20 protein-coding genes are annotated in these 20,637 nt (G+C 74.6%); 8 read left to right on the forward strand and 12 right to left on the reverse strand.

The annotated features are described in order from the left end of the window. Positions 1-20: 20 nt before the first annotated feature. Together MICAU_RS10915 and MICAU_RS33415 are read right to left on the reverse strand one after the other, a co-directional pair. Positions 21-1,295: an MFS transporter gene (locus tag MICAU_RS10915; RefSeq protein WP_013285362.1), complete on the reverse strand. Its 1,275-nt coding sequence runs from the start codon at positions 1,293-1,295 to the stop codon at positions 21-23. Between the two features lie 80 nt (positions 1,296-1,375). Beyond that, positions 1,376-1,501, reverse strand: a complete 126-nt coding sequence (locus tag MICAU_RS33415) for a hypothetical protein (protein WP_280512926.1) — start codon at positions 1,499-1,501, stop codon at positions 1,376-1,378. 259 nt (positions 1,502-1,760) lie between these two features. Between MICAU_RS33415 and MICAU_RS10920 the strand changes: the two genes are divergently transcribed. Then, positions 1,761-2,303 carry a DinB family protein gene (locus tag MICAU_RS10920; RefSeq protein ID WP_013285363.1) on the forward strand — a complete coding sequence of 181 codons (543 nt, stop codon included), beginning with the start codon at positions 1,761-1,763 and terminating at the stop codon, positions 2,301-2,303. Positions 2,304-2,315: 12 nt separating this feature from the next. On the opposite strand, the gene MICAU_RS10925 is transcribed toward MICAU_RS10920, so the two are convergent. Both MICAU_RS10925 and MICAU_RS10930 read right to left on the reverse strand, forming a co-directional pair. Continuing rightward, positions 2,316-2,636: a DMT family transporter gene (locus MICAU_RS10925; protein WP_013285364.1), complete on the reverse strand. Its 321-nt coding sequence runs from the start codon at positions 2,634-2,636 to the stop codon at positions 2,316-2,318. A 53-nt stretch (positions 2,637-2,689) separates the two neighbouring features. Then, positions 2,690-5,296, reverse strand: coding sequence for a glycoside hydrolase family 9 protein (locus MICAU_RS10930; protein WP_013285365.1), 2,607 nt, complete (start codon positions 5,294-5,296; stop codon positions 2,690-2,692). Between the two features lie 213 nt (positions 5,297-5,509). Here MICAU_RS10930 and MICAU_RS10935 point away from each other — a divergent pair, with 213 nt between their 5' ends. After that, positions 5,510-6,235 (forward strand): PP2C family protein-serine/threonine phosphatase, encoded by a 726-nt coding sequence (locus tag MICAU_RS10935; RefSeq protein WP_013285366.1) that lies wholly within the window; start codon positions 5,510-5,512, stop codon positions 6,233-6,235. 3 nt (positions 6,236-6,238) lie between these two features. On the opposite strand, the gene hrpB is transcribed toward MICAU_RS10935, so the two are convergent. Both hrpB and MICAU_RS10945 read right to left on the reverse strand, forming a co-directional pair. After that, the gene (gene hrpB, locus MICAU_RS10940) at positions 6,239-8,809 is read right to left on the reverse strand and encodes an ATP-dependent helicase HrpB (RefSeq protein ID WP_013285367.1); all 2,571 of its coding nucleotides are present in this window, start codon (positions 8,807-8,809) and stop codon (positions 6,239-6,241) included. Between the two features lie 134 nt (positions 8,810-8,943). Beyond that, positions 8,944-9,765, reverse strand: a complete 822-nt coding sequence (locus MICAU_RS10945) for a SigB/SigF/SigG family RNA polymerase sigma factor (protein WP_013285368.1) — start codon at positions 9,763-9,765, stop codon at positions 8,944-8,946. Between the two features lie 334 nt (positions 9,766-10,099). Here MICAU_RS10945 and MICAU_RS10950 point away from each other — a divergent pair, with 334 nt between their 5' ends. Further along, positions 10,100-10,837, forward strand: a complete 738-nt coding sequence (locus MICAU_RS10950) for a hypothetical protein (RefSeq protein ID WP_013285369.1) — start codon at positions 10,100-10,102, stop codon at positions 10,835-10,837. Here MICAU_RS10950 and MICAU_RS10955 read toward each other — a convergent pair. Further along, positions 10,786-12,375 carry a phospholipase D family protein gene (locus MICAU_RS10955; RefSeq protein ID WP_013285370.1) on the reverse strand — a complete coding sequence of 530 codons (1,590 nt, stop codon included), beginning with the start codon at positions 12,373-12,375 and terminating at the stop codon, positions 10,786-10,788. The genes MICAU_RS10950 and MICAU_RS10955 overlap by 52 nt on opposite strands. Before the next feature lie 141 nt (positions 12,376-12,516). Between MICAU_RS10955 and MICAU_RS33420 the strand changes: the two genes are divergently transcribed. Beyond that, complete coding sequence (locus MICAU_RS33420) at positions 12,517-12,642, forward strand: hypothetical protein (protein ID WP_013285371.1); 126 nt, start codon at positions 12,517-12,519, stop codon at positions 12,640-12,642. 44 nt (positions 12,643-12,686) lie between these two features. Here the strand turns inward: MICAU_RS33420 and MICAU_RS10960 are convergent, their stop codons facing one another. After that, on the reverse strand, positions 12,687-13,673 hold the full coding sequence (locus tag MICAU_RS10960) for a pirin family protein (protein WP_013285372.1): 987 nt from the start codon (positions 13,671-13,673) through the stop codon (positions 12,687-12,689). Between the two features lie 11 nt (positions 13,674-13,684). Next, the gene (locus tag MICAU_RS10965) at positions 13,685-14,167 is read right to left on the reverse strand and encodes a MarR family winged helix-turn-helix transcriptional regulator (protein ID WP_013285373.1); all 483 of its coding nucleotides are present in this window, start codon (positions 14,165-14,167) and stop codon (positions 13,685-13,687) included. Between the two features lie 113 nt (positions 14,168-14,280). On the opposite strand from MICAU_RS10965, the gene MICAU_RS10970 reads away from it, so the two are divergent. Further along, on the forward strand, positions 14,281-14,865 hold the full coding sequence (locus MICAU_RS10970) for a DUF1684 domain-containing protein (RefSeq protein WP_013285374.1): 585 nt from the start codon (positions 14,281-14,283) through the stop codon (positions 14,863-14,865). 53 nt (positions 14,866-14,918) lie between these two features. Here MICAU_RS10970 and MICAU_RS10975 read toward each other — a convergent pair whose 3' ends face one another. Then, on the reverse strand, positions 14,919-15,506 hold the full coding sequence (locus MICAU_RS10975) for a general stress protein (RefSeq protein ID WP_013285375.1): 588 nt from the start codon (positions 15,504-15,506) through the stop codon (positions 14,919-14,921). A 112-nt stretch (positions 15,507-15,618) separates the two neighbouring features. On the opposite strand from MICAU_RS10975, the gene MICAU_RS10980 reads away from it, so the two are divergent. Both MICAU_RS10980 and MICAU_RS10985 read left to right on the forward strand, forming a co-directional pair. Continuing rightward, positions 15,619-17,445 (forward strand): glycoside hydrolase family 15 protein, encoded by a 1,827-nt coding sequence (locus MICAU_RS10980; RefSeq protein WP_013285376.1) that lies wholly within the window; start codon positions 15,619-15,621, stop codon positions 17,443-17,445. A gap of 82 nt (positions 17,446-17,527) precedes the next feature. Continuing rightward, positions 17,528-18,028, forward strand: a complete 501-nt coding sequence (locus MICAU_RS10985) for a metallophosphoesterase family protein (protein ID WP_013285378.1) — start codon at positions 17,528-17,530, stop codon at positions 18,026-18,028. A 2-nt stretch (positions 18,029-18,030) separates the two neighbouring features. Here the strand turns inward: MICAU_RS10985 and MICAU_RS10990 are convergent, their stop codons facing one another. After that, positions 18,031-18,255: a DUF3072 domain-containing protein gene (locus MICAU_RS10990; RefSeq protein ID WP_013285379.1), complete on the reverse strand. Its 225-nt coding sequence runs from the start codon at positions 18,253-18,255 to the stop codon at positions 18,031-18,033. A gap of 53 nt (positions 18,256-18,308) precedes the next feature. Between MICAU_RS10990 and MICAU_RS10995 the strand changes: the two genes are divergently transcribed. Further along, entirely contained in the window at positions 18,309-19,295 is a 987-nt protein-coding gene (locus MICAU_RS10995) for an NAD(P)/FAD-dependent oxidoreductase (RefSeq protein ID WP_013285380.1), read from the forward strand. A gap of 20 nt (positions 19,296-19,315) precedes the next feature. Here MICAU_RS10995 and MICAU_RS11000 read toward each other — a convergent pair whose 3' ends face one another. Next, positions 19,316-20,605, reverse strand: a complete 1,290-nt coding sequence (locus MICAU_RS11000; RefSeq protein ID WP_013285381.1) for a cation:proton antiporter domain-containing protein — start codon at positions 20,603-20,605, stop codon at positions 19,316-19,318. Between the last annotated feature and the right edge of the window lie 32 nt (positions 20,606-20,637).

Consider the following 20,637-nt stretch of genomic DNA (forward strand, 5'->3'; position numbering starts at 1 on the left):
GCCATGCTGCTACACGCGGCTCACCCGGGCACACCGGCGGCCCGTGCCTCCGGCGCCGGCCGGTTCGCGATCGCCCGGCGGGCCAGAGCCGGGGCGGCCAGCCCGGCGGCGGCGAGGATCCCGCCGAGCACCAGCCAGCCGACCGGACCGCCACCGAGCACCAGCAGCGTGAGCAGCCCTCGGCCGAGCGCCTGGGCCAGCCCGGCGAGCAGGCCGTCCGCACCCTGGTAGGCGCCGATCGCGCCGGGCGGTGCCAGGTCGTAGGCGAGGCCCGCGCCGGCCGCGCCGTGCCACAGGTCGCCGACCGTCCACACCGCAGTGGCGACGAGCAGCAGGACGACCGCGGGGAGCACCGGCAGGACGGCCGTCGCCGCGTACAACGGTGTGGCCGCCGCGAGCACCAGCCCGGCCCGGCGCAGCTTCCGGGCGGCCGGCGCGGCCCGCTCGGCGCCCCGGCTCAGCCGGACCGCGAGCAGCACGGTGAGGACCGTGTTCGCGAGCAGAACCGCCGACACCACGGGTGGCGGCGCGCCGGCCCGGTCCACAGTCCACAGCGGCACGACGAGCACGAGCACCGTCACGTGCGTGCTGAGCACCGCCGAGACGCCGCTGACCGCGAGGAACCGCCCGTCCCGCAGCGGTCCCCGTCGCGTACCGGTTGGCCCGTGTGGGCCGGCTGACCGGTGCGCCGCGCCGGCCGGCCACGCGGCGGCGACGGGCTGCGGCGGCAGGCGCAGCAGCAGCGCCGCCGAGAGCAGGTACGTGGCCGCGTTGCCGACGATCAGCACCTGGTACGCCCGGTGCGTGTCCACGGCGAGCGCGATCCCGGCCAGCGCGGTACCGACGGTGATGCCCAGGTTCGCCACCGCCCTTAGCGTCGCGAACGCGTGCACCCGGCCGTCCGGGCCGCCCACCGCCGCGACGAGCGCCGCCCGTACCGCCAGGTTGCCGGCCGCGAGCAGCGCCTCCGGCACCGCCACCGCCAGGAACGCCGGAAACGAACCGACCAGCAGGTACGCCAGCGCGGCGACCGCCTGACCCACCTGGAGGACGGCCCGGAGCGTACGCGGATCCCATCTGTCGGCCAGCGCGCCCAGCGGCACGCTGGCGCTCAGCCCGACCAGCCCCGCGACTGTGAGCCCGGCGCCCACCGAGGTGGCGGAGAGGCCCACGTCCCGGGTCAGGTAGAGCGCACCGCCCGCCAGCCACAGCCCCGCGCCGACGGTGTTCACCAGCGTGGCGTACGCGAGGGTGCGCAGCGGCCCGGGCGGCGGGAGCGGCGAGACGCGTCCCATCAGCGGCGTCCGGCGAGGGCCATGCGATCGACGCTAAGCGTGGGCCAGCTGTCGCGGCGTCCCGGAACCGGCGACCCCTGTCACACCCGAGGGCTCGGGAGGCATGTTGCGTCGCCGAGCAGCCGTCCGGTCCAGTCGGTGAAACCGCCGTCGCCGAGCATCGGACGGACCGTGTCGGCGAGCGCGTGGCGGCTACCGGCTGGCATTGCCGCTCACACCCGATTCTCGGCCGGCCGGTGACGTGGCGGCACCGAAACGGCGCTCGGCCCGGCGTGGCTGTGTCAATCGCGGCCGGCAGCTCCCCGCGGAAAGGATGAGCTTCCGAGCGTTATGCCTCTCAGTCATAAATATGACCGAGAGGCATAATGCCGGAGGGACAACCCTTCTGTTCCGGCGCGACACGCCGCTTCCGGGCGGGCGCGTTAACCGGTCGACCGGGGGCGCGGACCGTGCCACGATCGCGCGGTGCCCGCCTCCGTGACCGCCTCCGTGCCCGCCCTGCTGCGCCGGCAGTTCGACCTGACCTGGGCGCTCGCCGAGTACCACCTCGACCGGCTGGAGCCGGGTGATTTCCTCTGGGAACCGGCCGCGCTGTGCTGGACCATGCGCCAGGACCCGGCCGGCGGGTGGCGTGCCGACTGGGCCGACACCGAGCCGGACCCGGTCCCGGTGCCCACGATCGCGTGGCTGACCTGGCACATCGGCTGGTGGTGGTCGGTGGCGGCCGACCACGTGCGGCAGCGGCCGGCGCGGGAGCGCGACGACATCCGCTGGCCCGGACCGGGCGCGGAGACTGTGGCGTGGCTGCGGGAGCTGCGGTCGGAGTGGACGGACACGCTGGACGGGCTGACCGAGGCCGGCCTGGACCGGCCGTCCGCGTACCCCTGGCCCGCCGACGCCGGGCTCACCGTCGCGGACCTGGCCGCGTGGGTGAACGCCGAGCTGATGAAGAACGTGGCCGAGATCGGGCAGCTCCGGCTTATGCGGGCGGCAGGGCGGGCGGCCTGAGCCGGGCCGCGCTCAGTGCGCGCCGCCGAGGTTGAGCACCACCACCCCGGCGATGACGAGTCCCGCCCCGACCACCTTCGTCACGCTCAGCGGCTCACCGAGGAACGCCGCGCCGATCGCCATGATGGCGGCGGTGCCGAGGCCGGACCAGACTGCGTACGCGACGCCGACCGGGATGTCCTTCACTGCGAGCGAGAGCAGGCCGAACGCGGACAGGTACGCCACGGCGAGGCCGACAGTGGGCCAGAGCCGGGTGAAGCCGTCGGTGGCCTTGAGCAGGCTGGTGCCGATCACCTCGGCGGTGATCGCGCCGAGCAGGAACAGGTACGCCATCGCAGGACCGTACCCGGTCCTGCGATGGCGCCTGAGTGGAGCTCGAATCCCGGTCAGGAGACCGTGCAGGCCTTTCCGTTCAGCGTGACAAGCCCCGGATCCGGGTTGGGAGACCGGGAGGCGGTCCCGTTGAAGCCGAACGTGGTGGACGCGCCCGGTGCCAGCTTCGCGTTCCAGGACAGGTTCTTCGCGGTGACAGTGGCGCCGCTCTGGCCGAGCTGCGCCGACCACGCGTGGCCCACCTTCTGGTCGCCGAGGAAGGCCCAGCGCAGGCTCCACCCGTTCACCGCCGTCGTGCCGGTGTTGCGCACCGTCACCTGGGTGGTGAAGCCGGACGGCCAGCTCCCGTGCGTGGTGTAGGTGACCGCGCAGGACGGCGCCGGCACCGCGCCCGCGTCACCCTGGTCGGCCAGGAACGACGCGAGCCACGCCAGCGCCGAGTTCCAGTTGATCGCCACCTCGTTCGTCGCGTACGAGTTGATGTCGTCGACGTAGCAGAACATCGGCGCGCACCCGGCGAGCAGGTTCGCCGCGAACGGGTCCTGGAGCGCGGCGTTCGGACCACCGGCGAGCGAACCGGCCGGCGGGCGCGGCAGGTCCGGGTTCAGCTGGTGGCCGAAGATCCGGCTGTGCTGGTTGCGGGCGTGCTGCTCACCCCACCCGGTCACGTACGACATGTTCAGCGCGTTGCGGCCGAACAGGTAGTCCGCGGCCTGCACCGCGCCGTCCCGGTACTTCGCGTCCCGGCTCAGGTCGAACGCGGTGGCGAGCACGATGGCGTTGTTCACCAGGTTGCTGTTGCTGCCCCAGACGTACGCGTCGGCGCTGCCCGGGAACGGCAGCCCGTACGCCTGGCCGGCGATCGTGGCCAGGTAGCTGTCGGCGGCGGCGGTGATCGACTCGCGGATGCGGGTCTTCTCCGCGGCGGGCAGCGTGTTCGGCACGGTCGCCAGGTCGAGGCGGCCCAGCGCGGCGACGCTCTGCCAGCCGAACGCGCCGTTCGGGGCGAACACGTCGGCGGTGTGCAGCGGCGAGCCGGTGACGTCGGCCAGGTACGCCTTGTCGCCGGTGGTCAGCCACAGCTCGACGGCGGCCCAGTAGAACTCGTCGGTGACGTTGGTGTCGTCGTACGCGCCGCCGCCGGTGCCGTCGCTGGCCGAGGCGTAGATCGCCGGGTGCGCCTTGGCCGCCGCGTACGCGGTCTTCGCGGCGGTGCCGCAGCGCGCGGCGAACGCGGCGTCGTACGGGGCGTACAGCCGCTGGCACTGCGCCGCGACGGCGGCCAGGTTCAGCGTGGCGGCTGTGGACGGCGCGTGCAGCTCACGCGGCTGCGGGTCGTCCTGGGGCTGCAGCGGCAGGCCGGTCCAGTTCCGGTCGTGGATCTTGTGGTGGACCATCCCGGCCAGTTGCTCACCCGCCGGCACCTGCATGCGCAGCAGGAACTCCAGCTCCCAGCGGGCCTCGTCGAGCACGTCCGGCACGTCGTTGCCGCGCTCGGGCAGCCGCAGCGTGGAGTCGCCCAGTGCGGCGCCGCCGCCGGCGGTCTCGGCCGTCTTGGTCCGCTCGAACGTGCTCAGGAGCTGGTAGGCGGCGATGCCGCCGTTGACGACGTACTTGCCGTGGTCACCCGCGTCGTACCAGCCGCCGCGCACGTCCAGCGAGTAGTCGCAGACGCCGGCCTGGCACGGCACGTCGGTGTCGCCCTGGTTGGGCGCGACGCCGAGGTGGCCGGCCGGGCGGGCGTACTCCTCGCCGATCAGGTCGCCGTCGATCTCGATGCCGCTGCGCTGGGCGTAGAAGAACTGGAGCGAGTCGGCGCGCAGCCGGTCGTAGAGCGCGCCGGAGATGTCGAACGGGTGGCTGGTCTCGCCGTCGACGGTCAACGTGTAGCCGGTGCCCGGAGTGCGGTACGCGGAGAAGTCGGCCGTCTGCACGTTCTGCGCGGAGGCCGCGTCGGTGCCGCGCGGCGTGGTCCGCCCGCTGGCGACCACCGCGCCGCCGGCGGACTTGAGCTGCCAGGGCAGCGCCTCGGTGGCCTCGGTGACCACAGTCGCGTGCTTCGGCCCGCCGGGCAGGTAGCCGACCTGGTTGACCCGGACCCGGGGGCCGGTGTCCGGCTCGTACGGCGGCGCCGGCTCCCCGCCGCGCAGCGACACGTTGTCCAGGCAGAACGTCTGCGCCTGGGCGCTGCCGCCGACCTGGAAGATCAGCTGGGCGGTGGGGTTGTCGGCCGGCGAGGTGAACGTGGTGGTGACGCGCTTCGCGGTGCCGGTTGCGGTCGCGTCGACGCTCGCGTACGTGGTGTAGGGGGCGCTGCCGAGCTGGAGCACCGCCTTGACGGCCGCGCCGGGGGTCGCGGAGACGTCGAAGGACAGCTCGTACTCGGCACCCTGGGTCAGCGGCACCGCGTCCTGGCCGATGCCGGCGTCCCACGGGTTGGCGGTGCCCGCCGCGACGGAGGTGCAGAGACGGCCGTCGACGACCGCGAGGTCGCCGGTGCCGTACGAGAACCAGGGTGAGACACCGGCGCTGAAGTCGCCGTTGCGGAGTTGTTCGGGGGCGTCCGGCGGCACCTCGGCGCTCGCCGGGCCGGCGGTGAGGCCGGTGAGCGCCAGCGTGGTGGCCGCGAGTGCGGCGAGCCGACGACGGGATCGGGTCACGGAGGTTCCTTCCGTGCTCGGGGGTGGTGGGGGAGGCCAGGAGCTGGGAGCGCTCCCAATATCAGCCCGATGTTTCCATCGCGTTCCGCCGCTGTCAATCGATCCGGCCCGATGAGCGCCGCGCGCCCGCGCGCGGTGGGATTCGGCGCGCCACGTACGATGTCAGTGATCTCCTAGAGACATCCGAGCCCTCGACCTGGCAGGCTGCGACCCATGACCCTGAAGCTTCGTTCCGTCGGAGCGAGCGACCGTGGGCTGATCCGCAGCGGTAACCAGGACGCGCAGCACGCGGGCGCCTGGCTGGTCGCGGTCGCCGACGGCATGGGCGGCATGGCGGCCGGCGACCTGGCCAGCCGCATCGCCATCGACGCGATCGCCCCGCTGGACGTGGAGACGCCGGAGGACGCGCTCGTCGCCGCGCTCCAGGGCGGGATCGAGCTGGCCACCGCGCAGATCCGGCAGGCCGTCGAGGAGGACCCGGAACGCCAGGGCATGGGCACCACGCTCACCGCGCTGCTGTTCGCCCGCACCGGCAGCTGCCTCGCGCTGGCGCACGTCGGCGACTCCCGGGCCTACCTGTACCGCGAGGGCGTGCTCAAGCAGGTCACCCGGGACGACACGTTCGTGCAGATGCTCGTCGACCAGGGCGTCATCACCGCCGAGCAGGCCAGCAGCCACCCCCGCCGCGCGGTGGTGACCCAGGCGTTGCAGGGCGACGAGGTCTCCCCGTCGTACGCCACGATGGTGCCCCGGGCCGGTGACCGCTGGCTGCTGTGCAGCGACGGCCTCTCCAACGTGGTCCGCGCGGACACGCTCACCGAGGTGCTCAGCGAGCAGCCGGAACGCGACGCCTGCGCGGCCCGGCTGATCGACCTGGCGCTGCGGGCCGGCGGCCCGGACAACATCACCGTCGTGATCGCCGACGTCGTCGAGGAGTAGCCCTCACCGCCGTCGCGGAGCGGCACGGCGGGTCGGCTCGGCTGTGGTCGGGTCCTCCGGCCACGGATGGCGCGGGTAGCGTCCGCGCAGCTCCGCACGTACCTGCGGGTATCCGGTGCGCCAGAACGAGGCCAGGTCCGCGGTGACCGCCACCGGCCGCCCGGCGGGGGAGAGCAGGTGCAGCAGCACCGGCACCCGCCCGTCGGCGATGCGCGGCACGTCCCGCCAGCCGAACGTCTCCTGGAGCTTGACCGCCAGCACCGGCGCGGCCGGGTCCGCGTAGTCGATCCGGATCCGCGAGCCGCTCGGCACCTCCAGGCGCTCCGGAGCCAGCTCGTCCAGCCGCGCGGCCTGCCGCCAGTCGAGCAGCCGCCGCAGCGCCGCCGCCACGTCCACCCGGCCGAGGTCGGCCCGGCGCCGGGCGCGGGCCAGCTCCGGGCCCAGCCAGACGGGCGCGCCGGCGGTCAGCGCGGCGTCGGAGACGTCCGGCCAGCCGTCGCCGAGCGCCTGGCGGCAGAACGCCAGCCGGAGGCGCAGCCCGGTCGCCTCCGGCGTCCAGCGCAGCAGGCCCGGCCCTTCCTGCCGCAGCCCGTCCAGCAGAGCCGCCGCGACCAGCTCCGGGTCCGGCGCGGTGAGCGGCCGGTCGACCAGTTCGACGGCGCCGAGCCGGACTACCTCGCGGGCCACCACGTCCCCGCCGGACCAGGCCACCTCCCGTCCGGTGTCCAGCAGCGCCGCCCCGGCCTCCCGGGCGGTCGCCTCGTCGATCGGTGCGGCCAGCCGCACCCGGGCGGCGGGCGCGCCGGGGGAGCGGTCGGCCACCGCGACGGCCAGCCACGCCGCTCCGGTCAGCCCCGACCCGGGCGCCAGCTCCGCGGCGGTCCCGCCGGCCATCAGGTACGCGGACCCGCCCGGCCGCCGTGAGCGGGCCAGCCGTTCCGGGTACGCCAGTCCGGCGAGCAGCCCCGCGGCCAGATCGTCCGGCAGGCGCTCCCGCTCGTTCCCCGCCGACCGTCCGCCGCTCACGCTGCGGTGCGGCGTCGAGTCGGCGCGCGTGCCGGCGGAATGCCGGTCGGCGGGCAGGGCGGCGCGCAGGCGGCGTACCTCGGTGCGCCAGCGCGCGGTGGCGGCCGGGTCGGCGCCGTCGCGCAGCCGGCGCCAGCGGGCGGGCAGGTCGTCTCCCGTCCCGCCCAGCGTGTCCTCGCCGAGGATCGCCACCACCTGGGCGGCCCGGTCGGCACCCACCCGGGGCGCGCCGTCCAGCAGCGCCCGCGCCAGCCGGGGATGCGTGCCCGCCGCCGCGACCGCCCGTCCCCGCGCGGTGATCCGGCCGTCGTGGTCCACCGCGCCGAGCGTGGTCAGCGTCTCCCGCGCCACAGTGAGCGCGGCCGGCGGCGGTGGGTCGGGCAGCGCCAGCCCGGTGCCGTCCGGTGTGCCCCAGGCCGCCAGCTCCAGCGCGAACCCGGTCAGGTCGGCGGTGGCGATCTCCGGTTCGGGCTGCGGGGCGAGCCGCTCGTGCGCCGCCTCCGACCAGCAGCGGTAGACCGCCCCGGGCGTCTCCCGTCCGGCCCGGCCGGCGCGCTGGGTGGCCCCGGCCCGCGACACCGGCACGGTCACCAGCGCGCCCAGCCCTCGGGCCAGGTCGGTGCGGGGCACCCGGCTCAGTCCGGCGTCCACCACCACCCGGACGCCGGGGACGGTGAGGCTGCTCTCCGCCACCGCCGTCGCGAGCACCACGCGCCGTCCGGCAGCAGGGGTGAGCGCCGCGTCCTGGGCGGCCCCGGGCAGCCGTCCGTGCAACGGCAGCACCGCGATGTCGCGGAGGTCGGCCAGGCGGCGCGCGACGGCGCCGATCTCACCCGCGCCGGGCAGGAAGACGAGCACGTCACCGTCGCGTTCGCGCAGCGCCCGGCGGACCGTGGCTGCCACGTGGTCGAGCAGCGCCGGGTCGACCCGGCCGGCACCGGGCGGCGTCACCGGGCGCGGCGGCGGCGCCCACACCCGCTCGACCGGGTGCAGCGCGGCCTCGGCGCGTACCACGGGGGCGGGGTCGCCGGCGCCGAGCAGCGCGGCGAACCGGTCCGTCTGCGGGGTGGCCGACATCGCCAGCAGCCAGAGGTCCGGGCGCAGTGTGGCGCGGGCCTCGACGCTGAACGCCAGCGCCAGGTCGGCGTCGAGGTGCCGTTCGTGGCACTCGTCGAGCACCACCGCGTCCACGCCCGGCAGCTCGGGGTCGTGGTGCAGGCGGCGGACCAGCAGGCCGGTGGTCACCACCTCGACCCGGGTACGCGGCCCGGTCCGGCGCTCGCCGCGCACCGCGTACCCGATCCGGTCGCCGACCCGCTCGCCGAGCAGGGCGGCCATCCGGTGCGCGGCGGCGCGGGCGGCCACCCGCCGGGGCTGGGCGATCACCACGCGGCCGGTGACCGCGTCGGCGACCGCGAGCGGCGCGGTGGTGGTCTTGCCGGTGCCGGGCGGCGCCACCAGGACGGCGGCGCCGCGCTCGCGCAGCGCGCCGACGAGCGCCGGCAGGACCGGGCGGACCGGCAGGTCGAGCGGGATGTCGGCGAGCACGGCCCCACTCTCGCACCGCTCCGTCGGTCGGTCCGCGCTGCCCCCGGAACGCGGAACGGCCCGGCCGGCGCACCGCCGACCGGGCCGGGTGGGCCGCCGCGCCGGGTCCGCCGACCCGGCCGCCGCCCCCCTTGCTAGTACGTTCCGTCGAGCTGACCGCGCAGCTTGGTGAGCGCCCGGGCCAGTAGCCGGGACACGTGCATCTGCGAGACGCCGATCTGCTCGGCGATCTGCGACTGGGTCAGGTTGCCGTAGAAGCGCAGTGTGAGGATCTTCTGCTCGCGCTGGTCGAGCGTGGCGAGCGCCGGGCCGAGGGCGACACGCATCTCGGCCAGCTCGAACTCGCCGTCCTCGCCGCCGAGCAGATCGCCCAGCTCGGTGGCCCGCTCGCCGTCGCCGGTGGGGGTGGACAGCGACACCGCGTTGTACGCGCGGGCGCCCTCCAGGCCCTCCAGCACCTCTTCCTCGGTGAGCTTGAGGTGGGCGGCGATGTCGGCGACCGTCGGCGAGCGGCCGAGCGTCTGGAGCAGCGTGCTGTTGGCGTCGGAGATCGCCAGGCGCAGCTCCTGGAGCCGGCGGGGCACCCGGATGTCCCAGGTGCGGTCGCGGAAGTGGCGCTTCAGCTCGCCGATGATGGTGGGGATGGCGTAGCCGGCGAAGTCGACGCCGCGCGACGGGTCGAACTTGTCGATCGCCTTGATCAGGCCGATCGCTGCGGTCTGCGCCAGGTCGTCGTTGGGCTCGCCCCGGCCGCTGTAGCGGTGGGCCAGGTGGTTCGCCAGCGGCAGCCACGCCTCGATGGCGCGGTCGCGCAGCGCCGGCCGGGACGGGTGGTCGGCGGGCAGCGCGGCCATCGCGGCGAGCAGGTCGGCGGCGCTGTCGGTGAGCGAGCGGGGGTCGAGCTTCGCGGAGGCGGCCGGCGTGGTCGCCCGGGCGCTGATCGTGGGAGCGGTCATGGGTGGTCCTCCCTGCACCTCGTCCACGGAAGAAAAAAGACGTGACGCTTAGGTTTAGGTTTCGGTCGTACGTTCGGAAGCCACCATAGCCCGATCGTGCTGCGGAAATCTAGCCGAAAGTACGATGTACTTAAGGTGTAAGCAGCCACGAAAGACGTGAGCCGGTCGATATCGCGCTCGGCAGGCTGGTGGGGTGGCGCTGACCGGTCGGCCCCGGTCGTACCCCGACCGGTCAACGTGGAATCCGACAGGTGGGCGAAGTGTCGCCTTTCTGTCGTTGTCCCGCCGACGGGACCGCCCGTAGCGTCCGTAGCGACACGTCAACGGAGGCACCGTGCTGGATCCCGCCGCGCCGCAACTCGTCATCAACGCCCGGACGCTGCTGTTCAGCTGGCTCCCGGCGGATCCCGGCGCGGTCGAGACGCTGGTGCCCGCCGGTCTGCGCCCGCACCCGCAGCGGCAGGTGTTCGTCAACCAGTACGTGGTCGACGACGAGACGCAGACCTCCGGCTTCGGGGCGTACTCGCTCACCTACCTGGGTGTCTCACTGGCGGACATGGACCCGCCCGACGGCGAGACGCCCGGCGGCTTGTGGACGCACTACCTCGCCTCCAGCGAGCGGGTCCGGCGGTACGCGGCCGCGCGGGGCGCTCCCGCCGCCGCCGGGGAGACCCGCCTCGACCTGCGCGGCGATCAGCTCACCGCCGAGACCCGGGCCGCCGACGGCACGCTGCTGATCCGGGTCACCGCCCGGATCGGGCACACCGGCACCGAGGCGCACAACGGCCACCACCGCTACCTCACCCGCCGCGACGGCGAGCTGATCGTCACCGACTACCCGTACGTGGCCGAGCCGGTGTCACCGTTCGAGGTCGAGTCGGTGGAGTTCCCGGCGCCGGAGCACCCGGTCCACGCGCTGCGGCCGGCCAACCCGCTGCACGTCTGCTGGGGCTTCTACTCGCCACGCGTGTCGTTCGCGTACCCGGCCCGCCCGAACGTGCCGGACGAGGTGGCGGACCTTCACCAGGTGCCCGCCCGCCGGGCCCGCAGCGGCCTGCCGTCCGGGTCGTAGACCAGCCGGTACGCGGGCAGCGCCCAGAGCCGCGTACGCCAGGGCAACCGCTCCGGACGGTGGGGCCGCAACCGGCCCGGCGGACGGGGACCGGCCCGGCCCCCGGCGTGCCAGCGATCCAGTTCCTCCGCCGCCGCGGTGATCGCCGCGACCGCGTCCGCCGGGTCCAGCAGGTCGTCGTCCTGCGCGCCGCCGGGATCACGGTCCAGGTGCTCGCGCCACAGCCTCAGCCGCAGGTCGCGGGCGAACACCCGGGCGCCGTCGCCCAGTCCGGCCAGGTCGGCCGGCGCCCGCTCGTCGCGGGTGTCGTCGAGCACCGCGCAGGACAGCTCGCTGTCGTGCGTCCAGGACCGGCGGTTGAAGTTGTCGCTGCCCACGCTGGCCCAGACGTCGTCCACCACGCAGACCTTGGCGTGCACGTACACCGGCGTCCCGTCGTGATTCTCCACGTCGAACACGTGCACCCGTTCCGGCGCGGCCCGGTGGCACAGCGACAGCGCCTGCTCCCGGCCGACCATGTTGGGCGGCAGCGCGAGCCGGCCGTCCACGTCCGGGTGCCGGGGCACGACCGCGACCAGGTGCAGGTCCGGGTGCTCGTGCAGCGCCTGCGCGAACAGCTCGGCCACCTCGGTCGACCAGAGGTACTGGTCCTCCAGGTAGATCAGCCGCCGGGCCCGGCGTACCGCCTTGGTGTAGCCGCGGGCCACCGTGCGCTCGCCGTCGGGGGCGAAGGAGTAGCGGGGCCGCACCGCCGGGTAGGTGCGCAGCACCTGCACGTGGTGCGGCCCGCAGGGCGGCGGGTCGGCGGGCTGCTCGGGCAGCGGGTCCGGGCGCAGGTCGGAGCCGCGCAGCCGGTCCCGCAGGTACGCCATCGGGTTCTCCGAGTCCAGCGGCATCGGGTCGGTCCACCGCTCCCGGAACGTGGTGTCCAGCGCGCCGACCACCGGCCCGCGCACCGCCAGCTGCACGTCGTGCCAGGGCGGCGTGGGGCCGTACCGGGGGGACATGCCGATCGGCTGCGGGTCGCCGGCGTGGCCGGCGTCGTCGCGGCGGCTGTGGCACAGGTCGATGCCGCCGGCGAAGGCGACGTCGCGGCGCGGTTCGCCGGGGCGGCGCAGCACCACGAGCTTCTGGTGGTGCGAGCCGCCGCGCCGGACCCGCTGGTCGAGCAGCACCTCGCCGCCGGCGGCGCGGATCGCCTCGCTGAGGTCGCGGTTCTCCTCCTCGCTGTAGGAGAGCGTGTCGAGGTGGGAGCGCCAGATCAGGCCCTTGACGATGACCCCGCGCTGGGCGGCCTGGGCGAACAACTGCGCCACCGTGGGGCCGTCCGGGCGCATCCGCTCGTCCGGGTCACCACGCCAGTCGGTGAAGAACAGGTGGTCGCCTGCTGTGAGCGACTCCACCTCGCTGACCAGGCGGTCGAAGTACGCGGCACCGTGAATGAGGGGCTCGGCGAGGTTTCCATCGGTCCAGACGGGTAACTCTGACCTCGGGTTGGCGCGTTCCTGTGCGGTGAGGAACCAGTCCCGCAGAGTCACGTTCCACCCCCCGAGGTCGACGACGTCCTCACACGGTAGGACCCCCGGCAGGGCCCCGCACGTCGAGCAGCAGGTCGGCGTGGGTGCCGCGCGTCAGGGGTGCGCCGGACCCCTGGATCGCGATACCGAGGAGGCACCGACATGCCCGCCGAGACGACGAACACCGTGACCGACCGCGACCAGGCGGTGGAGGGGGAGCGGGGTGCGCTGGTGGCGGTCCTGTTGATGGTGATCCTCGGGGTGGCCGGGATCTTCGCCGTCTCCTGAGACCGCGGCCGGGCGCCCCGGCGAACCGGGGCGCCCGTAGCAGGTCAGGGCCGGTCGCCCTGGCCGTCGCTGTGCGGCACCCGCCCGGTCGGGATCACCCCGAGCCGGCCGGCCTGGAAGTCCTCGACCGCCTGGATCAGCTCGGCGCGGGTGTTCATCACGAACGGGCCGTAGTGCGCCACCGGCTCGCGGATCGGCTGGCCGCCCATCAGGTAGAGCTCCAGCGCCGGGGCGTTGGAGTCCTGCGTCCGGTCGGCGGTGATCCGCAACGCCTCACCGGGACCGTGCACGGCGAGCTGGCCGAGGTGGATCGGCCGCCGGTCGGTGCCGACCGTGCCGCGGCCGGCCAGCACGTACACCAGCGCGTTGAAGTCGGACCGCCAGGGCAGGCTCAGCTCGGCGCCGGGCTGCAACGTGACGTGCGCGATGGTGATCGGCGTGTGCGTCGAGCCCGGACCCCGGTGCCCGGCGACCTCGCCCGCGATGACCCGGATCAGGCCGCCGCCGTCGGGCGTGGTCAGCAGCGCCGACTCCCGGCCGCGGATGTCCTGGTAGCGCGGCGCGCTCATCTTGGCGACCCGGGGCAGGTTGACCCAGAGCTGGAGGCCGTGGAACAGCCCGCCGCTCATCACCAGGTGCTCCGGCGGCGCCTCGATGTGAAGCAGGCCACTGCCTGCAGTCATCCACTGGGTGTCGCCGTCGGTGATGGTGCCGCCGCCACCCGTCGAGTCCTGGTGGTCCATGATCCCGTCGATCATGTAGGTCACCGTCTCGAAGCCGCGGTGCGGGTGCCAGGAGGTGCCCTTCGGCTCGCCCGGCGCGTAGTCGACCTCGCCCATCTGGTCGAGGTGGATGAACGGGTCCAGCTCGGTCATCGGCACGCCGGCGAAGGCCCGGCGGACCGGGAAGCCTTCGCCCTCGTACCCGCTGGGGGCGGTGGTGACCCGGCGGACCTGGCGGTATTCGGTGGCCTCGCCGAGTTCGGGCAGGCGGGGCAGGACGAGGACGTCGTCGACGGTGATCGCGGGCATCGCGGGACTCCTTACTTGTCGGCCGGGGTGGACGACGCGGTGCGGTCGGCGCGCAGGCGCCGGCCGAGCCGCTCGAAGACCCGGGTGAGGCAGGCGACCTCGGCGTCGTCGAGGTCGTCGATCAGGTGGGCGCGTACGGAGCGCAGGTGGTGCGGCGCGGCCTCGCGCAGGGCGAGCAGGCCGGCCGCGGTGAGCACTGCCTCGCTGCCGCGCCGGTCCGCCGGACACGCCTCCTTCGCGACGAGGCCGCGCTTGCGCATCGTGGTGATCTGGTAGGTCAGCCGGCTCGGTGAGAACACCAGCCGGTCGGCCAGCTCACCCATGCGCAGCCGCTGGCCGGGCGCCTCGGAGAGCAGCACCAGCACGTGGTAGTCGGCGAAGCTCAGGTCGCTGTCGGCGCGCAGGTCGTCCTCGAGCCGGGTGAACAGCCGCTGGCTCGACTCGATGTACGCGCGCCAGCAGGCCATCCGCTCCGCGTCCAGGCTCTCCGTCATGCCTCCGAGACTAGCACTATTTAAAATTTAAACAAGTGCCCTGTCGTGCTCGGCCGGCCAGGCTGGGATGACTCTTCAAAACTTGAACGGGTGACCCCGGCTAGGGTCGGGGGATGGACGATCTCGACCTGCTCGACTGGCGGGAGCGGGTGGCCCGGCTCTACCTGTCCGACCTCGACCTGACCGGCTTCCGGGCCGCGCGCGACGAGCTGTTCCGCACCCATCCGAGCAGCCCGGTGCCGCCCGCCGACCGGCCCGGCTTCACCGGCCTGCGCTGGTACCCGCCCGACCCGTCGGCGGTGGTGGAGGCGCCGCTGCGCCCCGCCTCCGGTGAGCTGCGCATCGACACCGGCGGCCCGGACGGGGTGGTCGCGTACCGGCGGGTCGCGGTCGCCGGGACGCCGTGGGGACCGCTCACGCTGTGGTGGATCGAGGCGTACGGGGGCGGGCTGTTCCTGCCGCTGCGCGACGGCACCTGCGGCGACGGCTCGTACGGCGGGGGCCGGTACCTCACCGACACGGTCAAGGGCACCTTCGGCCGGGGCCTGACAGTGCTCCCCGGTGACCGGGTCCGCCTGGACGCCAACTACCTCTACAACCCCAGTTGCGCCTACGACGACAGGTGGGCCTGCCCGCTGGCGCCGCCGGAGAACCGGGTGGACGTGCCGCTGCGTGCAGGGGAGCGGGCGTACCACTGACGCGGCGAGGGAGGACCCCGGCGGGGCCCTCCCTCGATGTCGCGTACCGCCGGTCAGCGGGCGGTGGCACCGGTCGGTGTCAGGTGCATCCGGCTCAGCAGCTGCTGGGCCTGGCCGGCCATCTCCGCGTCCACAGTCACCGCGTACTGGGCGGCGCGCAGTGAACTGGCCGACGTGAAGTCACGCTGCCCACCGCTCATGGCGTGCGCGACAGCGCCGAACACGGCTCCCCAGATCGCGCCGATCACCAGCCCGACCAGGATCACCGCCAGCCAGTTCCCGGCGGTGAAGATGCCGAACAACAAGCCGATGAACAAGCCGAACCAGGCGCCGGTCCCGGCCCCGAGCAGGGCCGCCCGGCCCGTGGTGAGCCGTCCCATCACGGTCTCCACGAGCGTGAGGTCCGTACCGACGATCGAGGTACGTTCCACCGGGAACCGGTTGTCGGCCAGATAGTCCACCACGCGCTGGGCGGACGGATAGTCCGGGTACGAGCCGATCGTGACGGTCGGCGCCCCGGCATGCGGGCCGTGCCCGTCCCCGCTCGGCGGCGTCGGGCGACCGCCCGGTCCGGACGGGAGGTTGTCGCTGCCCGGCATTCCGGGTTGCCAGGCCGCGGTCGGAGTCGAGGGTCTGGTCATGAGCATCCTCCTTCGTCAACCCGCCGCGTTCCCGGCGCCGGGCAGCGGTAACGCGCCGGGCCGGACCGATGTGGCGAGGCATGCCGGTGCCCCGGGCCGGGTAGCCACACCCGTGCCGACCCGACACATCAGCGAGCACGGCTTCCTCGCCGACGGGCGTAGCGCGGCGCTGGTCGACCGCGACGGCTCGGTCAACTGGTGGTGCCCGCCCCGGTTCGACGCGCCGTCGGTGTTCGGGCGGCTGCTCGACGAGGGCGCCGGGCACTGGAGCATCCGCCCCGAGGGCGCGGCCACCAGCACGCGGTCCTACCTGGACGACACGCTGGTGCTGCGTACCGTCTTCACCACGGCGACCGGCACGGTCGCCGTCACCGACGCGCTGGCGCTGGAGCCCGGCGCGCGCGGTCACGACATCGGGATGCACTCGCCCCGGGTGCTCGCCCGGCTGGTCGAGGGGCTCACCGGCGAGGTGCCGATGCGCGTCGAGTACGCGCCGCGGTTCGAGTACGGCCGGGTCGGCGCCTACCTGACCGATCGCGACGGGGTGGTGGCCGCCACCGCCGGCGCCTGCCGGCTGGAGCTGCGCGCCGACGTTCCGCTGACAGTCGCCGAGGGGGCCGCCGCCGGGCGGTTCACCGCCCGCGCCGGCAGCACCCACCGCTTCACCCTCGGGTACGCCCCGACGTACGCCGGCGCCGCGCCCGCGCTGCCCGACGCCGCCGAGGTGGTGGCCGGGACGGTCGCCGGCTGGCGGTCCTGGTCGGCGCTGCACGACTACCGGGGCGAGTACCGCGACGAGGTGCGGCGCAGCGCGCTCGCGGTGCAGGGCATGACGTACGCGCCCAGCGGCGCGGTCGTCGCGGCGGCCACCACCTCGGTGCCGGAGCGGCTCGGCGGCGACCGCAACTACGACTACCGCTACGTCTGGCTGCGCGACTTCAGCCTCACCCTCCAGGCGCTCTGGCGGGCGGCCTGCCCGGACGAGGCGGACCGGCAGTTCACCTGGGTGGCGCGGGCGATGGGCCGGATCGGCGACGAGCCGGTGCCGATCATGTACGGCGTCGAGGGGGAGCGGGACCTGACCGAGCACGACCTCGACCACCTGGCCGGGTACGAGCACAGCCGGCCGGTGCTCGTCGGCAACGACGCCTGGCGGCAGCGGCAGAACGACGTGCTGGGCGAGGTGCTCGACGCCGCCTGGCTGATGCGGTACTACCTCGACCCGATGTCACCCGAGGTCCGCGACCTGCTGCGTACGCTCGCCGACCAGGCCGAGCGCGGCTGGCACCGGCCCGACGCGGGGATGTGGGAGGGGCGCGGGCCGGAGCGGCACTACGTGTCGTCGAAGGTGGAGTGCTGGACCGCGCTGGACCGGGCGGTCCGGTTCGGCTCCCGCATCGGCGAGCCCGCCGACGTGGCGCGCTGGGTCGCCGCGCGCGACGAGATACGGGCGGCCGTGCTCACTCACGGCTGGAACGAGCGGGTCGGCGCGTACACCGGGGCGTTCGGGTCCGACGATCTGGACGCCTCGGTTCTGGTCATGCCGCTCGTCGGTTTCCTGCCGGCGCACGATCCGCGGATGCGCGCCACGATGGACGTGCTGGAGCGGCGGTTGTCCCGCGACGGGCTGCTGCGCCGCTGGGACGGCGACCCGGCCGGGTTCGTGATCTGCTCGTTCTGGCTGGCCGCCTGCCTGGCCGAGGCGGGGGAGCTGGACCGGGCCCGGCGGCTGTTCGAACGGCTGGCCGCCCGCACGAACGACCTCGGCCTGTACGCCGAGCAGATCGACCAGGACACCGGCGAGCAGGTCGGCAACTTCCCGCAGGCGTACTCACACATCGGCCTGATCATCGCCGCCGGCCGCATCACCGACGCCGCCGCCCGCGCCCCCGCCCCCACCTCCCACCGCCACCCCGCGCCCGCTTCGCGTCGATCATGAGGTTGACGCCGAAGTCGATCTCCCTGAGTGCCGCCAACTTCATGATCGCCGCGGGCAACGGGGGGTGGGGGAGGATGAGGGGGTGGAACTCGTGATCATGGCGGACACGCATGTGCCCAAGCGGGCGCGGGATCTTCCGGCGGTGCTGTGGGGGGCCGTGGAGGCCGCGGATGTCGTGGTGCACGCGGGGGACTGGGTGGACGTGGCGCTGCTGGACGCGCTGGAGGAGCGGTCGCGCCGCCTGGTCGGCGTGTACGGCAACAACGACGGGCCGGAGCTGCGCGCCCGGCTGCCCGAGGTGGCCCGGGTCGAGCTGGACGGCCTGCGCGTCGCCGTGGTGCACGAGACCGGCCCGAAGACCCGCCGCGAGGAGCGCTGCGCCGCCGCGTACGGCGACTGCGACCTGCTCGTCTTCGGGCACTCGCACATCCCGTGGGACACCGTCGCCCCGGGTGGTCTGCGCCTGCTCAACCCCGGCTCACCCACCGACCGGCGGGCGCAGCCGTACGCCACCTACCTGACCGCCCGGGTGGTGGCGGGGCGGCTCGACCGCGTCGAGCTGCACCGCCTGCCCCCGCGCTGACCTCAGCGGCCCCGGCCGGTCTCCGCCTGGAGCTCGTCGATCCGCCGGGACGCCTCGGCCTTGGTCAGGCCCTCCGGCACCGGCTCGCCCGCCTCCTGGGCCAGGGTGTGCAGGTACGACTCCTGGGCGGCGGTGGGCGGCTCGTCGCCGGTGACCCAGTCGTCCGGGTCCTTGACGGCGGCGTCCGGGTTCACGTTCCTGTCGTTGGTGTTGGCGCGGTCGGCCATGCTGATCACCTCTCCTCGAACAGGTGTACCACTACCCCCGGCCCGGCGGGTTCATGCCGCCCGCCGCCTACGATCAGCTGGTGACGGCGGAGCGGGCGGGCGTGGTGGTGGTCGGCGCGGGCATCGCCGGGGTGGCGTGCGCGACCGAGTTGGCGCGGGCCGGTGTCCCGGTGCGGGTACGCGAACGGGCCCGGGTCACCGGCGGGCGGATGGCCAGCAAGCGCTTCGACGGCCGCCCGGCCGACCTGGGCGCCGCGTACTTCACGGTGGACGACCCGGACTTCGCCGCCGTGGTGGACCGGTGGCGGGCCGCCGGGCTGGCGCGGGAGTGGACCGACACGCTCGTCGCGTACGGGCCGGGCGGGCGCGAGCAGGTCACCGGCCCGATGCGCTGGGCCGCCCCGCGCGGGCTGCGCTCACTCGTCGAGCAGCTCGCAGGCGACCTGCCGGTGACGCACGACCGGCTGGTGATGAGCGTCGAGCCCGGCCTCCGGGTGGACGGCGCCGAGGCCGAGGCGGTCGTGCTCGCCATGCCCGGCCCGCAGGCGGCGCTGCTGCTGGACCCGGCGCTGGCCGAGGCGACCCGGGCGGTGGCCGCGCAACGCTGGTCGCCGGCGCTGAGCGGGGTGCTGCACTTCCCGGCCCGCCGCTGGACGGACTTCCGCGGGGCGTTCGTCAACGGCCACCCCGTACTCAGCCTGGTCTGCGACGACGGCGACCGCCGTGGTGACGGCGCGCCGGTGCTCGTCGCGCACACCACAGCCGAGTTCGCCGCCGGGCACCTGCTCCAGCCCACAGCCGCCCGCCCGGCGATCGAGCAGGCGGTCCGCGACCTGCTCGGACTGCCCGAGCCGGCGGTGTCGGCCCACGTGCACCGCTGGACGTACGCGTCCCCGGCCGCGCACGCCGGGAGCGCCACGTTCCACCTGGACGACGACGGCATCGGTCTGGCCGGTGACGCGTTCGGCCGCCCGCGCGTGCAGACCGCCTGGCGCTCCGGACGGGACCTGGGCCGCGCGCTCGCCGCCCGGCTGGGCTGACAGCCCTCGGCCCGGGCCGGTCAGCCGGTGGCGCCCACCGGTTGCGCCGCCGACCCGGCCCGCGTGTCCTCGCCGGTGCGTTCGCCCTCCCGGTCCAGCAACTGCATGACCGGTGTCGCGGCGATCCCGTGCGCCACCACCGACACCACCACCACGAGACCGACTGTGGCCCAGACCAGATCCGCCTGCGGGAAGTCGGTCTTGCTGGTGGCGTACGCCAGGTAGTAGAACGAGCCGACGCCGCGGATGCCGAACAGCGAGATCACCCAGTGCTCGGCCGGTCTGCCCGGCGCCCCGCGCAGCGACAGCCACGCGGCCAGCGGCCGGACCACCAGCACCAGCGCCAGCCCGGCCAGTGCCGCCGGCCAGGTCAGCGGCGCGAGCAGCCCGCCGATCACCGCGCCGCCGAACAGCAGCAGCAACAGCACCGTGAGCAGCCGCTCCACCTGCTCGGCGAAGTCGTGCAGCACGGAATGGAACTCGTGCGTACGTTCGGCGGCCCGGATCGCGCGGGCGGCCACGAACACGGCCAGGAAGCCGTACCCGCCGATCACCTCGACCAGCCCGTACGCGAGGAACGTCGCGGCCAGCGCGAGGAAGCCCTCGGAGTGCCGGGCCAGCCGCAGCTTGCTCGGGGCACGGAAGAACAGCTTGCCGAGCAGCCAGCCGACGAGCAGCCCGCCACCCACCCCGGCGGCGAGCTTGTAGAACACGTCCACCGCGAACCACTCGGCGAGCCAGCCGGACGGCGCGAGCCCGGTGGTGGCGATCGCGATGGCCGCGTACACGAACGGGAAGGCGAGCCCGTCGTTCAGGCCCGCCTCCGAGGTGAGCGCGAAGCGCACCTCGTCCTCCGAGTCCTCCACATCGGTCGGTTCGCCCACCTGCACGTCGGAGGCGAGCACCGGGTCGGTCGGCGCGAGCGCCGCGCCGAGCAGCAGCGCCGCGGCCGGCACCAGACCGGCCCACCACCAGCCGAGCAGCGCCACCGCGGCGATGCACAGCGGCATGGCGATCGCCAGCAGCCGCCACGTCGACGACCAGCGGGCCCAGCTCAGCGGACGGTCGATCTTCAGGCCGGCGCCCATCAGCGCGACGATCACCCCGACCTCGGTGAGGTGGGTGGTCAGTTCCGGCCAGCGCAGCGGGTCCGGTGTGGGCAGACCGGTGGGCAGCACGAACACGAGCATGCCGAGCCCGAGGAACGCGATCGGCATCGACAGCGGCCGCCGCTCCAGGACCCGGGGCAGCACCCCGGCCAGCAGCGCACCGACGCCCAGCAGAGCGAACGCGACATCGACCGGTTCCACGACACCACCCTTCCGGCGCCCGGCGGCCGGGC

The sequence above is a fragment of the Micromonospora aurantiaca ATCC 27029 genome, assembly GCF_000145235.1.
In the GTDB taxonomy this organism is placed as follows: Bacteria; Actinomycetota; Actinomycetes; order Mycobacteriales; family Micromonosporaceae; genus Micromonospora; species Micromonospora aurantiaca.

Bases quoted from the DNA above. Each gene is read 5' to 3' on its own strand.
- MICAU_RS33420 (WP_013285371.1), top strand. From the start codon at position 12,517: ATGCCCGCCGAGACGACGAACACCGTGACCGACCGCGACCAGGCGGTG.
- MICAU_RS10945 (WP_013285368.1), bottom strand. From the start codon at position 9,765: ATGACCGCTCCCACGATCAGCGCCCGGGCGACCACGCCGGCCGCCTCC.
- MICAU_RS33415 (WP_280512926.1), bottom strand. From the start codon at position 1,501: ATGCCAGCCGGTAGCCGCCACGCGCTCGCCGACACGGTCCGTCCGATG.
- MICAU_RS10935 (WP_013285366.1), top strand. From the start codon at position 5,510: ATGACCCTGAAGCTTCGTTCCGTCGGAGCGAGCGACCGTGGGCTGATC.
- MICAU_RS10915 (WP_013285362.1), bottom strand. From the start codon at position 1,295: ATGGGACGCGTCTCGCCGCTCCCGCCGCCCGGGCCGCTGCGCACCCTC.
- MICAU_RS10970 (WP_013285374.1), top strand. From the start codon at position 14,281: ATGGACGATCTCGACCTGCTCGACTGGCGGGAGCGGGTGGCCCGGCTC.
- MICAU_RS10960 (WP_013285372.1), bottom strand. From the start codon at position 13,673: ATGCCCGCGATCACCGTCGACGACGTCCTCGTCCTGCCCCGCCTGCCC.
- MICAU_RS10990 (WP_013285379.1), bottom strand. From the start codon at position 18,255: ATGGCCGACCGCGCCAACACCAACGACAGGAACGTGAACCCGGACGCC.
- MICAU_RS10995 (WP_013285380.1), top strand. From the start codon at position 18,309: ATGCCGCCCGCCGCCTACGATCAGCTGGTGACGGCGGAGCGGGCGGGC.
- MICAU_RS10965 (WP_013285373.1), bottom strand. From the start codon at position 14,167: ATGACGGAGAGCCTGGACGCGGAGCGGATGGCCTGCTGGCGCGCGTAC.
- MICAU_RS10975 (WP_013285375.1), bottom strand. From the start codon at position 15,506: ATGACCAGACCCTCGACTCCGACCGCGGCCTGGCAACCCGGAATGCCG.
- MICAU_RS10925 (WP_013285364.1), bottom strand. From the start codon at position 2,636: ATGGCGTACCTGTTCCTGCTCGGCGCGATCACCGCCGAGGTGATCGGC.